Origin of the sequence: Metapseudomonas resinovorans DSM 21078, from assembly GCF_000423545.1 — a bacterium.
Taxonomy (GTDB): domain Bacteria; phylum Pseudomonadota; class Gammaproteobacteria; order Pseudomonadales; family Pseudomonadaceae; genus Metapseudomonas; species Metapseudomonas resinovorans.
Genome location: NZ_AUIE01000005.1, coordinates 21,544 through 33,855 on the forward strand (window position 1 = coordinate 21,544; position 12,312 = coordinate 33,855).

General features: G+C 60.1%; 11 protein-coding genes. All 11 read right to left on the bottom strand.

Going from position 1 to position 12,312, the window contains the following annotated elements:
* Positions 1–16: 16 nt before the first annotated feature.
* Positions 17–622 (bottom strand): twin-arginine translocation signal domain-containing protein, encoded by a 606-nt coding sequence (locus G559_RS0104705; protein WP_028627142.1) that lies wholly within the window; start codon positions 620–622, stop codon positions 17–19.
* Positions 623–1,017: 395 nt separating this feature from the next.
* Positions 1,018–1,164 carry a hypothetical protein gene (locus G559_RS30240; RefSeq protein WP_155945672.1) on the bottom strand — a complete coding sequence of 49 codons (147 nt, stop codon included), beginning with the start codon at positions 1,162–1,164 and terminating at the stop codon, positions 1,018–1,020.
* 124 nt (positions 1,165–1,288) lie between these two features.
* Entirely contained in the window at positions 1,289–2,644 is a 1,356-nt protein-coding gene (locus G559_RS28460; protein ID WP_081667921.1) for an FAD-dependent oxidoreductase, read from the bottom strand.
* A 65-nt stretch (positions 2,645–2,709) separates the two neighbouring features.
* A complete protein-coding gene (locus G559_RS0104720; protein WP_028627143.1) occupies positions 2,710–3,450 on the bottom strand; it encodes a hypothetical protein in 741 nt (246 codons plus the stop codon).
* A 154-nt stretch (positions 3,451–3,604) separates the two neighbouring features.
* Entirely contained in the window at positions 3,605–3,982 is a 378-nt protein-coding gene (locus G559_RS28465) for a nuclear transport factor 2 family protein (protein ID WP_036996902.1), read from the bottom strand.
* Between the two features lie 10 nt (positions 3,983–3,992).
* Positions 3,993–4,196: a hypothetical protein gene (locus tag G559_RS0104730; protein WP_028627144.1), complete on the bottom strand. Its 204-nt coding sequence runs from the start codon at positions 4,194–4,196 to the stop codon at positions 3,993–3,995.
* Positions 4,196–5,785 (bottom strand): phytoene desaturase family protein, encoded by a 1,590-nt coding sequence (locus tag G559_RS0104735; protein WP_028627145.1) that lies wholly within the window; start codon positions 5,783–5,785, stop codon positions 4,196–4,198. Before G559_RS0104735 ends, G559_RS0104730 begins: the two co-directional genes overlap by 1 nt.
* A 267-nt stretch (positions 5,786–6,052) precedes the next feature.
* Positions 6,053–8,002 carry a methyl-accepting chemotaxis protein gene (locus tag G559_RS0104740; RefSeq protein WP_036996903.1) on the bottom strand — a complete coding sequence of 650 codons (1,950 nt, stop codon included), beginning with the start codon at positions 8,000–8,002 and terminating at the stop codon, positions 6,053–6,055.
* Positions 8,003–8,127: 125 nt separating this feature from the next.
* Positions 8,128–10,896 (bottom strand): LuxR C-terminal-related transcriptional regulator, encoded by a 2,769-nt coding sequence (locus G559_RS0104745; RefSeq protein WP_162144803.1) that lies wholly within the window; start codon positions 10,894–10,896, stop codon positions 8,128–8,130.
* A 144-nt stretch (positions 10,897–11,040) separates the two neighbouring features.
* Positions 11,041–11,841, bottom strand: a complete 801-nt coding sequence (locus G559_RS0104750) for an N-acyl homoserine lactonase family protein (RefSeq protein ID WP_051246409.1) — start codon at positions 11,839–11,841, stop codon at positions 11,041–11,043.
* Positions 11,842–11,914: 73 nt separating this feature from the next.
* Entirely contained in the window at positions 11,915–12,304 is a 390-nt protein-coding gene (locus G559_RS0104755) for a carboxymuconolactone decarboxylase family protein (RefSeq protein ID WP_028627149.1), read from the bottom strand.
* Between the last annotated feature and the right edge of the window lie 8 nt (positions 12,305–12,312).

The following is a 12,312-nucleotide window of genomic DNA, read 5'->3' on the forward strand; positions in this document are numbered from 1 at the left end:
CAGTTCTTGGAAGCGATCAGGCGTTGCGGGCTGGGGCGATGATCCAGCTCACCAAGGGCGCGGTCCGGTCACCCTGGCGAACCGCCGGCGAGGTGACTGCACTGCGGTTGCAGGCGCCTTGATTGCTCCAGGTGCAGTTGGCGCCGAGCCGGGCCAGTCGCTCGCTCCAGTCGGCGTGGTCATTCAGAAGCTCTGTCAGGTGAGGAAGCTGGTGCTGGGGCGCTTCGAGCTGGTGATCGACGAGGCCGTTAGCCGTCCAGTCATGCTCGATCCGTAGCACCACGCGCATATCTCGTTCCCAGGCGAGTCGTTCAAGCACGAACAGCGGCTGGCGGGCCGTCATGCCGGCGATGACGACCCGATGTTTGCGCCAAAGTGGGTCCAGGTGTTCGAACCAGAGCGCGGTGACATCGCCATCAATCGCCAGATGGCGCAGTCCTGCCTGTTCTGCTGCAGAACCGAAGAGTCTGCTCTGGTGGAAGCGGGCGTCGGATACCGCGATGCTGGCCTTGTCGCCGCTCCAAGCATCGAAGGCATCGGCCAGGCTGAGGCCACTGGTGGCGGTAAGGGCAGGAAGGGTCGCCCCCGCGAGACTGGTCTTGAGGAAGTTACGTCTGTTCATGGAGATTTCCGGTCGATTCCCTCCGGCACTCGGCTGATGCCGCCGCTACCCGGTGGGGTATGTGATTCCGAGGGCTAGACAGGACTCTGGGAGAGCCGGGACGAAGAGGGGCCGGTGGGCATGGAAGAATCTCCTGTGCGTTATTTATTCTTTTGTGGCCGCCACTCTGAGTAGGCGGACAAGCAGGCAGGATCGATTCTCAAGGTCGGCCGATGGGCCGATCACCTATCAAAAGATAGCGATCGGAAATCGATTGCAGCTCGTGCGGTCTTGGGTGAGTCGTGGGGCGGAATTGGCAATCGGAAAACGCCGCCTGGCCGGTTCCCAGATGATCCGGCAGGGGCGGGAGCGGCAGCTGAGTGGGCTGGGCAAAGACGCCATCCTGACTTCGATGGTCAGGACTCGAACAGGCGATCCAGTGGCTTGGAAGGATCAACTTCAAGTTGCCGGATTTCCTGAATCAGCTCCTTGAGGGCTTCCTTGGCGAACCTGACCTGGAGAGTACGCCCACCACTGGCTCGGTGAGGGTTCTTGAATTGCACGCTGAGCTCCTGAGCTTGCGGATCAAAGGCGACTCGTGCAGGGCTCGTGACTTGGGCGACAGTGAAGATCATTGCTCGGTCTCAGAGAGGAGGTGCCGGCTATGCCGGCACCTTGTCAGCGGATTCAGGCCTTGATTTTGATGCCGCCATGGGCACCGACGGTCGGAGCTTTCCCGCTTTGATCGTCGACCAGCAACGTGGTTTGCCAATCCTCGCGGTAAGCGCGTCCGGACAGATTGAAGATCGACATCATCGCCTGGCGGGTTGCATCGCGATCTGCCATCAGGGCGAACATGTTCTGTTCGTCTTCCATGCGCTTTGCTGTATCGCGCTCTTGGGTCCTGCGTTTCATTTCGATGGCGGTGGGGTTGGCGATCTGCAGGAAGCAACGACGACGCTCGTAGGCGTACCAATCCAGGGCATCCTCAGCCAAGTCGCCCGTAATCACGCCGCCCAGGCATTTGATCAGCGTGCTTGCGTCCTGTACGCCCGAGGTGAAACCCATGCCACCGATGGGGTTGGTGGCATGTGCGGCGTCGCCAGCGAGGAACACACGGCCGACTCGGTAAGTTGCGGCCGAGCGCTGGTGGACGCGGTAGGAGTTGGCCGCCAGTACCTCGATTGGGGCGTCGGGATCCGGCAGGAAGTGCTTGAAGCGCTCCTTGATACGCGCCAGGCGAGCTGCCTCGGAGAGGTTGCTGTCCTCGCCATAGGCGATGCGCCACTGCTGCTGATCGTCGATCTTGGCGATGACGCACCAATGGTCCGGGTCTGCGACCATGGTGGAGGGGGCGTAGCCATACTTGTCGAAGTCGTACAGGACGTTGGTCGCCATGAAGGTGTCGTCCCAGGTGAATCCTTCGAACTCGACGCCGAGATCCTTACGGACGCTGGATCGGGCGCCGTCGGCGCCGATCACCCAGTCGGCCTCCAGGGTGCGCGGACCGTTGGGGGTGTGAACCGACACCTGAACGCAGTCGGCTGCCTGCTCGATGGTATCGAAGGAGGTTTTCCAGCGCATTTCCGCGCCTGGAAGTTTCAGGAATTCCTCAAGGATCATCTCGGCGAGTACGTCCTGGCCGAAATGCAGGTTGTAGGCGTAGGGGGTCAGGTCCTCGACTATGTGGTAGTTGAGGCGGCCGATGTTGCCGGTCAGCGGGAAGCGGAGGTTGTATTCGTAACCCCAGGCCGCGACGCTCTTCGCCTTTTCCAGCAAGCCGATCTCGTCGAGCACTTTGAGGGTGGAAGGCAGGTAGACCATCGCACGCGGCCAGCGCAGGATGTCGTCCTCGCGATCGATGATGGTTACCTGGGCGCCCAGGCGGGCCAGGCCGAGGGCGGCAACCAGGCCGGTGGGGCCTGCGCCGATGATGATGACGCGTTTACCTTTGTTCATTAGGTATCTCCGTGGCTCTTGTTCTTGGTCGGATGAAGGACCCGTGTGGCGGGCCGGCGAATCTGCTGGTCGCGTAGGGGGAATTCTTCCGGCGAAGAGCTCTGGGAGTACCTACCCAAAGATAGCCAGATTGATTTCTTTGATCCGGATCAGTTGTTCGAGTCGCTTGCTAACTGGTCCAGTTCACGGATGTTTCGCTCCAGGTAGAGCGCTACTCCGCTGGGTGCCCAGTTTTGTTGAAAGTTCATCAGCTTGCCGCGGACGAACTGATACCGCCGCTCCACCGGGACGAGCCGGGTTGCGAGCGAGGCGTTCATCTGGATGAGGTTCTGCAGGCCAACAGAGATGTGCCCGTCGAGTTGCTGGTTGGTCTCTTCCGATATGTCGAGGCCATGTTTGGGGAGCAGGACGAAGGCGCGGGACTGGTAGAGCAGGAGCATTCGCCCGGTATCCAGGCTGATGGTGCGCAGGGCGCGCCGCTGGTTTGGCTCGCTGCCCTCCATTGATTGGTAGCGCTTAGAAGCCAGTTGTTCCAGCTGCTGCTGAAGGTCGAGAAGCTTAGCCAGTCCGTGTCCGTACCGGTTGGTACCTTGTCGCGGCAGTCCCTCTAACTCTGCGATCTGCTGTTCCATTTCGCTGACGAGGGCTAGCTCTGATGGCAGTTTTGAGCTTGCACTGATCTGTTTCATTTCGGCCAGGTCTGCACGATAGGCCTCGGGACGCAATGTATCTCCGCGTTCCTCGTACTCATTGAACTGCACCAATGCGTTGGCGCAGAGCAGCAGGCTACGGGTGCGGAGCTGGTGGAGTTGCTCAAGTGATTGGTCGTCGGCCCAGGAACTGGCGCTCAGCACGCAGGCGGACAGAAAAAGCACGAGTGGTCGCTTCATCGTACGGATTTCCTCTTCTTGGACCTCCCCTGTGGTGAGGGTGATCCAGGTTGTTATTGATCTTGGTCGAAGGGAAAGACAGCTATTCGGGCAGGTCTGTCTGACCTGCAGGTTGTATGTGGCCGGGCAGCGTTGCGCTGCCCGGCCTGCTCGGTCATTCCTGAAAGAACACTGCCGCTGGGGCCGTATCGGCGTATTCCTTCATGAAGGCCACTTGGCCGACCTGGATGATGAACAGGAAGTGGTACTCATTGGCGTACTGCTTGCCATTTGCCAGTTGAGCCAGGCCGCTAGCCTCGACTGCAACCCGTCCGCCTTCCTCGGCCATGCCGTGAATGGTGAACTTCATGTTGAGAATGAGGGGACCGACCTGGTCGAAGAATCCGGCCAACTGCTCCTTGCTCAGTTCACCTGCTCCGGGCATCCAGAAACGGGCGTCGTCGCGGGCCAGGGAGAGTGCGGCGCGTACGTCGCCGGCCTCCATGCAGCGAAGGTATTCAAGTACGAGTTGTTTGTTCTCGGAGTTCTGCATGGCGTGCTTCTCAGCGGCGGAACAGCATGCTGATGAGGAACCACACCAGCTTGAGGTTGAGGAGGCTGAAGCCGCCACGCATTTCCTGGGGGCGCAGTTGAGCGGTGATCGGCATGGCGCCAAACGCAGTGCCTTTCAACAGCAGCTGATCGCCTTCGCGTTCCAGGGCCTCGATCTTCATCAGTTCGCTGCCATCGGGGGAATAGAGTTTCATCAGGCCACCTTGTTGAATTTGCCGAAGTTCATCTTGAGGTCGTCGAACATGCGCATGGCGGTCGCCCGCCCGGCGCCGAAGACGCCGCCACCCGGATGCTGGAAGGGCCCGACCAGATAGAACCGGTCAACGCCGGGAACGGTGTTGCGACCAAGATCAGGGGTAGGACGGTGGGCGCCGAACTGATGTTGGTATCCGGCAATACCGTGGAGATCTCCGCGCTGGAAGCTCGGCGACGTGCGTTGCATGTCGAGCGGTGTGTCGACGTGCTTGGCGATGATCAAGCTGCTATCGAGGTTGTGGAAGAAGGGCTGCATGCGACCGAGCAATTCTTCGGCATAAGCCTCCTTGATCTCATCCCAGTATTCCGGAGCACGCTGACCCACCTGGAACGGCACGTAGGCCCAGGCATGCATGGTTGCCTTGCCGGCGGGCGCCCGACTTGGATCGATGTTAGTCGGGGAAGCCAGGGCCACCAGCGGGTCCTTGGGCAGCTCGCCGTAGCGCACATCGTCGAAGGACCGGCGGAAGCGGTTCTGATCGACAGCCAGGAGCTCGATGAACGCTGCCTGGTCAACGTGGTCACCGGCCTTGAAGCGCAGTTTCTCGTTGAGCGCCGCATGAATGGTGATGCAGGCGCAGGGGGAGGTTTGGGTGCGTTCGGCGCGCTCGAACACCACCGGCGCTACGCCGGAGTCGTCCAGGTATTGGCGAAGCAGATGCGGGTGAATGCCACCGATGATCCCGTCGCGAGCTTCGAAGTTTTGGCCATCGTGGGTGCGCACGCCGACTGCGCGACCGAGACGGGTTTCGATCTTGGATACATCGATGGAGGAGAGAACCTCGCCGCCGTGGTCGCGAATACAGCGGATCAGCGCGTCGGTGAGTGCGCCGCTGCCGCCGACGGGAATGCCGATTCCGTACTTCTCCATGAAACCGAGGAACATGAAGAGGCTGATGCCGGAGCCCAGTTCCTCGGGACTGGCCAGGTTCTCGCCGACCATGCGGGCGAAGTGCAGCCGAACCTTCTCATGGGTGAACCACTCGCAGATGATTTCCCAGCTGCTTTTCATCATGGTGGCGAACATTTCGCGACCTTCCGGGCTCTGGTCCATCATGGCGAACTGCGCGCCCATGGGAACCGGCGCTGAGTAGAGGGTGCCCAGAAGCATGGGCAGGTAATGGGCTGCGATCTCGGAGAACTTCAGGTAGGCCTCGGCGTCCCGCTGCGAGAACTTGGCCAGCTCCTCGTAGTTCTTCTGCCGATCACGGAACAGACGCAGGGTGCTTCCGTCGTCAAAGACGGAAATCAGCGGTACTTCCGGGTAGATGTACTTCAGGCCGTATTTGCTGATCAGGCCGAGCTCGTCATTGCGAATCAGCGGATTGGCCTGGATGAAGATGTGGCCGACGCTGTGCTGGTCGTGGCGAAAGCCCGGTACGGTGAGTTCGCGGGTTACAACGCCACCGCCAAACCAGGCGTTGCGCTCGAGTACCAGGACTTTCTTGCCAGCGGCGGCCAGGTAGGCTGCGGCGACCAGGCCGTTGTGGCCAGATCCCACGGCGACTATGTCGTAGGCGGTGCTCATGTGATTGCTTCCTGTTGTTCTTGTGGAGGGCGCTTGCCCACTGAGACTGATGCTAGGAATGCGATCGTTGAGGAGCACCTATCCATGGATAGTGTGGAAAGGCGGGATGGTTTTGGGCAGGCAAAAAAAAGGAGTGATCCCAGCCCAATTGAATGTGATCACTCCAAAATAAAAGCAACGAGATGTAGCGTGACGGTATTGCAGATGACGAAGCGGATTATCTCCGGCGTCCGTCGTGCTTTCGCCTACCGAAAGATAGCGTTGGTGTCAGGTGCGGAACTGACGCACCAACTGCTGTAGCTCACCACCCAGACGCGCCAGTTCCGCACTGGCAGTGGTCATGTGCTCCGTCGCTTCGGCGCCCTGGTCGGCGATGTTCCGGACGCGCTCGACGTTTGTGCTGATCTCGCCTGCCACCGAGCTTTGCTCCTCGGCAGCGGTGGCGATCTGGTGATTGAAGGTCTCGATGCTGCTTACCGCATCGGTGATGCGCGAAAGCGCTACCCGGGCCTGCTCTCCGTATGTGGTAGCTTCCTGGCTCAACTGCGAGCTGCCCGACATCTGCTGGACGGCCCGATCTGACATGTCCTGTAGCTCGACAATCAGTGATTCAATCTGGCGAGTGGAGTCCTGCGTGCGCCTGGCAAGGGCACGTACCTCGTCGGCCACAACGGCGAAGCCTCTTCCTTGTTCTCCCGCTCGGGCGGCTTCTATGGCGGCGTTCAGGGCCAGGAGGTTGGTTTGCTCTGCCACGGCTTTGATCACGTCCAGTACGCTACCAATCCTTCCGCTGCCGTCATGAAGCTCGCGAATAGTTTTCATGGATTGCTGAACGTCCACCGCGAGTCGGGCAACCTGATCGGCGCTGTGGCGCACGATCTGGGCGCCTTCACTGGCCTGCTGATTTGCCAGCCTGGCAGCTTCTGAGGCTTCCTCGGCATGGCGAGAGACGGCGTCTGCGCTGTAGGCCATTTGTTGGGTGGCGGTTGCGGCCTGTTCAGTCTCCCGCTGTTGGCTGCGCGCTCCATCCCTGCTGACCTGGCTCGCTTCCAGAAGTTGACTGGCCGAGCTGTGCAACTGATCGATGCCCTGGACGATTCGCTCGATCAGCTGGCGCAGTCCAAGGCTCATGGTGCCCATGGCCTGGCACAGCTGCCCGAGCTCGTCCTTTCTCTCAGTAGCGATCATCTGGCTGAGGTCCCCGGATGCGATGCTCTTGGCCAAGTCCAAAGTCTGGCGCAGTGGCGGCAGTATCAATTGACGAATTACCCAGCCCGCCAGCAGGGCGAGCCCAAGAATCACGATACCGCTGACGACCAGGAGCCTGAGAATGGTCGCTGCCTTTTGTTCCATCGCCTGGTTATGGGACAGCAGTGTTTTGTCCGCCACTTCCAGTACCCGACCTGCCAGTTGCTGCATCGTTTCCGCCGTCGCTTCATTGGCGACACGGCTGCCTCTGTAGGCCTGGAATGCAGCGCGGTAGTTCGCCAGCGCATCTTCGGCCGCCTGAAGAATATCTTCGTGATCCTCACCAATGCGGGCGTGCAGTCGTGAGACCTCGCCTTCGGTTCCCTGCATCAGCTCCTCCCATTCCGCCAGGGCCTGCTCGGTTCCAATCTGGCCATAGACGTACTCGCGATTCCGTACAGCCAGCAGCTTTCGCAGTAGCGACGAGGCGGTTTCCGCGAAGGTGAGTGTGTCGGGATTCAGTTGGCCCTGGTTGCTCATGGTGTCGCGCAGGGAACTGAACATGTCCAGCTCGACGAACTCGAACTGGATACGAGCCTCGTCGGCCTGTTTCTGCATGTCCTCGAATGCCTTTTCCGCACTGCGTGAGTCGTCTACGAACTGCTGGAACTGCATTCTGTAGTCCCTGACGCTGCCAGTAACCGCGTCCAGTTGTTCGAGCCCGATGGCGTCTTCGCTGCGAAGGGTGTCGACCCTTTTGCCAAGCGCAGCCAGGGCTTGGTCCAGGCGTTCCACGGCGGGCGCACCATGATTCAGGGCGAAATCCTTCTCCGCCCCGCGTGCCTGCAGGAGGAGCAGATTGATCTCGGCGATGGCCTGGTTCTGCTGGCTTTCGGAAAACAGTGTCTGTGCTGCCTGGATGGCTATTGCGATAGCGGCGAGAGAGAGTGCGGAAACGATGCCGAATGCGAGCATGAGCTTGCGGCCGACCGAGAGATTTGCCAGGCCGGATTGGATAGGCTGCAGCATGTTGTTGTCCTTCTGGGCTGCGTGCGAAATGAGGTGTTTCGGCGGCCTGGAAGGCCGCCGACTGATGAGGCTAGGAAGGGGAAGTCAGTGCGGCACCTATCCATGGATAGTGCCGTGGGGAAGGGTTAACGCAGGATGCCTAGCTGGCGCGCACGTTCAGCGGCTTGGGAACGCCGACGGATTCCGATCTTGTCGTAGATTTGCTGCAGGTACCATTTGACCGATCCTTCGGTCATGCCGAGCTTGTCGCCAATTTCGCGATTCAACATGCCAACGGCCACCATCTTCAGGATGTCCAGCTCGCGGCTGTTCAAGGAGCCGACGATGGCCACCGGCTCCAGCGCCGGAAGCGCCGGTTTTGCTGCGAGCGCGTCGTCATCCTGGAATCGCCGCAGCAGCTCGGCGGTAAAGGCGTCCGTTTGCTCACCGTCCACCTGAGCTGCCTGCAGTTGTTCGCGAAGCAAGCTATGCAACCAGGCGCCTTCGTCGAGGAAGACGCGAATGAACCCTCCTGGTGCAGCCTGAAACATGGCGCGACGAAGGATTCTTAATGCCGCGCGCTGATCGCCGGACAGCAGTGAAATGTGAGCGATGATCAGGTCCCAGCGAAGCACGCTGCGAATCGCATCCGCGGCACTCATGTGACGGTGCCATTGCTTGGCTAGGTTGAGAGCCTCTGGCAACCGGTCTTCGGCCTGCGCCACTCGAACCCAGGCCAGGGCACGAGCTTCGTCGCGGGTGGTGATGCCATGGTGAGGGGTGACCTGGCTGGCCGGACAGCGCAGATCGTGCTTGCGCCCGAGCCTGATCACCGCGTCGGTGTCTCCTTGACGCATCAGCCATTTCAGGCGTTCGGCAAGCGAGAACAGGCGTAGTCGCTCGAACGCATGCTTCTCTGCGAAGACGTCGGCTTCGTCGAGCATCTGGAAGGCGGTTGAGACATCGCCATCGATCATTGAAAGCCGGGCGCGGGTCAGCCAGCCTGCGATCGCCTGATCAACGAAGCCCTGGCAGTTGATCTGGGGGAGATAGTCCTCGAGGAGCTTGCGCGATTGCACGATCTCGTCGCGTTCGTAATGGATCTTTGCCAAGTGCATCGCCACCACTGCCGCCAGGGGCGACCCCTTGCCCGCAATACGCTCCGCCTGTTTCAGTGTCTCGGACATTGACTGGACGGCAACATGCACGCGTCCGGCAACGAAGCGGGATGGGCCGAGGATCGCCTGGTGAAACACTTGGCCCGCAGGGGAGTCCAGGCGACCCAGAAACTCCATGGCTTGTGTGTTGAGGCGCTCGATGTCACCCAGCTTGTAGTGTTCCCGGCGGCTGTAAATCAGCGCGGTAAACAGACTTCCCCTGACCAGGGGGTGAGCATCGTCGAACTCATCAATGAGCGTCCTCGCCGCCTCTTCGACCAGATCCATCTTGTCTTCCATCATGTTGAACATCATTTCTCGATGGAGCACATGGTGATTGAGCGACGCGAGCTCGGCCTCCGACACATTTCCTTCTGCCTGCAACTGCTCGATTCTATTCCGAGCTGACACTAGGAGCTTTCGGCAGGTTTCGAACTGCCAACCCATCAGTAGCTTCCATGTCTGGGCGAGAGTGATGCGCGGGAAGCGTCCTATAAGTTCCTTGGGCAGCTTATCTACAAGCAGGTCAGCATTCCCGTCGATGCTGAAGATGTGATCGCAGTTGGCATCCATGATCTCCGCAGCGCGCTCCACGTCGCCGCTGGCCAGGGAGTGATTGAACGCATCAACGTGCAGGTTGTTGTCGGAGTACCAGTCGCTGGCCCTACGGTTGAGAAACTCGATGGAGTCAGGGTCAGTTTCGCGACGATGGCGTCGAAGAAACTCCGCGAATAGCGGGTGATAGCGGAACCATTTCTGGTCGTCGTCAATCGGCAGCAGGAAAAGGCCGCGGGTTTCGCACTCTCGCAGGAGTTCCTGGCTGTTGGTCGAGGATGTCAGGTGGTTGCAGAGTGGGACACTGAGTCTGTCCAGTACCGAGCTCTGCAAGAGGAAGCGTTGGATCTCCGGTGGTTGGCGGGTAAGGACGTCCTGCAGGAAGAAATCGGCGAACTGGCGACGCTCACCGGTGAAGTTCGCAAGGTCGTGGAGCAAGTCCGGATCACGCTTGAGCAGCATTGCGGCGAGCTTCAGCCCGCCGGCCCAACCTTCCAGCCTGGACTCGAGCACGCTGAACTGCGCTGGTTCCAGCCCCTCCACACCCTGTTTCGCCATCAACTGCTGGGTTTCGGCAGCAGAAAAACGAAGATCTCGAGCGTTGATGTCGTAAACCTGTCCATGCATGCGCTGCCGTGCAACAGAGAGGCAGGGTTCGCCACGGAACGAAAGGATGAAATGCAGTCCTGGAGGAGAGCGATCGATCAGCATGGACAGAACGCGAACGGAGTCGCTGCCGGCCAGATGGTGAACGTCGTCCACAAACACGTACAACGGCGAGTGTGACTGGCTCGCGGTCAAGTTGAGGATCGACTTGAAGGCTTGCTGAAGGTTGCTTTCACCAACACGAGTAAGCTGATCTTGAAGCAGATCCTCGGACCCTGCCAACTCAATAGCACCCTTGAGGTGGGCAATGAAGGTCGGGAGCTCCTGGAAGTCGGGATCGACTGAAAGCCAGGTTACTCGGTGGTTGTTCTCCTTCAGCCACTGATAGTGCTGGGCCATGATGCAGGTCTTGCCGTAGCCGGGCGGAGCCTGGATCAAGGTGAGTAGAGAATTGCCGGCCTCGCCGACGCGCTTGTTCAGACGAGGCCGGGCAATCAGATTGTTGGTTTCGGGTGGGGGCAGAAGCCTCGAGCCAATCAGGAAGACCTGAGCCGAGTCACGGTAATCGGGCAATGTAGTGGGGGATGTGCTGCGCATTGGCATATCGCCTCTCAAATCAGGGTCGATAGCTCGACTTCTTGTTTGTCTGATGCCCCGGCGTCTGGGCCGCGGCGAAGCGCTCTCGTTCAATTCGGAGCTGGGCTCGCTCCGTTATCTCCGAAAGGAGTTTGCCTGTCCACTTCAGCCGTTGGGCGGCTGGTGCAGCGCAACCACATCGGCTTCTGGCGCGCCATGGAAGGGATAGCGCTTGCGAACCAGCGGATCGTGTCCGGGGATCAAGTGTGCCGGAGAATCCGCGAGCGACAGGAGCTTGCGGTAGCCGTCTAGCATATCGCCCACGTTGAACACCACAGGGAAAGGCGCTTCGAGCTCCATGTTGTCGTAGTAATGGCTGGCATCGGAGGCGAGTACCACCCAGCCACGAGCGGTATGCACTCGCACGGCCTGCAACCCTTGTGTGTGGCCGCCAACCTTGATCAGCTCGATTCCGGGGGCCAGCTCGACGTCTCCATTGTGAAAGACGACTCGCTCCTGATAGACACCGCGAACGATGTTCACTACGTCTTCCACATTGAATGGCTGGCGTAGTGGCTTGTAGACCATGTAGCGCCCGGTGGCATAGCTCATTTCCGCTTCCTGGAGGTGGAAGCGCGAGTTAGGGAGCAGGTCCGTATTGCCGGCGTGGTCGTAGTGCATGTGGGTGATCACCGTGTCGGTGATGTCCTGCGGGCGCAGACCCAGGGTTTCGAGCGCTTTGATGGGGCAGCGCAGGAGGGTGCGGCCACGGGCGTCGGCTGCTTGCTGGTTGAAACCAGTGTCCACCAGGAGGGTGCGGCCTTGACCACGTATCAGCCAGACGAAGTAGTCCATCGGCATCGGCAATTCATGGGCATCGTGAATTTCCATGAAATTGTCGCGTCGGCGGCGGGCGACATGGGCGTAGCGGAGGGCGAAGACTTCGAATTGGGGCAGGCTGTTCACGGTGGGGCTCCTTGGGTCGGCGTCCGTTTGTTGTTGTGATGCGCCGCTCCGAAGAACGGCGCATTTGCCAGGTTCAGGCGCCGTGTTCAGCTTCCCAGGCCTTGATGGCCTCACTGGCTACGCGGAAACCTGCCAGGGCCAAGGGCACGCCGCAGTAGATTGCAGCCTGCATCAGCACGGCGCGGATCTCTTCCTTGGTTACGCCGTTGGTCAACGCCCCTTTCACGTGAACTGCCAGTTCGTGGTGCTGGCTCATCGCGGTCAGCATGGCCAGGTTGGCAATGCTGCGGGTCTTGAACGGCAGGGTGTCATCACCCCAGATCGCGCCCCAGCAGTACTCGGTAACCAGTTCCTGCATGGGCTTGTTGAAGTCGTCGGCCGAAGCCCAGGACTTCTCGACGTGGGTGGCGCCGAGAACGGCCTTGCGATTGGCGAAGCCTTTGTCGAACAGTGCTTTGTCCATGAGGTATT

Bases quoted from the DNA above. Each gene is read 5' to 3' on its own strand.
- G559_RS0104705 (WP_028627142.1), bottom strand. From the start codon at position 622: ATGAACAGACGTAACTTCCTCAAGACCAGTCTCGCGGGGGCGACCCTT.
- G559_RS0104720 (WP_028627143.1), bottom strand. From the start codon at position 3,450: ATGAAGCGACCACTCGTGCTTTTTCTGTCCGCCTGCGTGCTGAGCGCC.
- G559_RS28465 (WP_036996902.1), bottom strand. From the start codon at position 3,982: ATGCAGAACTCCGAGAACAAACAACTCGTACTTGAATACCTTCGCTGC.
- G559_RS0104730 (WP_028627144.1), bottom strand. From the start codon at position 4,196: ATGAAACTCTATTCCCCCGATGGCAGCGAACTGATGAAGATCGAGGCC.
- G559_RS0104735 (WP_028627145.1), bottom strand. From the start codon at position 5,785: ATGAGCACCGCCTACGACATAGTCGCCGTGGGATCTGGCCACAACGGC.
- G559_RS0104740 (WP_036996903.1), bottom strand. From the start codon at position 8,002: ATGCTGCAGCCTATCCAATCCGGCCTGGCAAATCTCTCGGTCGGCCGC.
- G559_RS0104745 (WP_162144803.1), bottom strand. From the start codon at position 10,896: ATGCGCAGCACATCCCCCACTACATTGCCCGATTACCGTGACTCGGCT.
- G559_RS0104755 (WP_028627149.1), bottom strand. From the start codon at position 12,304: ATGGACAAAGCACTGTTCGACAAAGGCTTCGCCAATCGCAAGGCCGTT.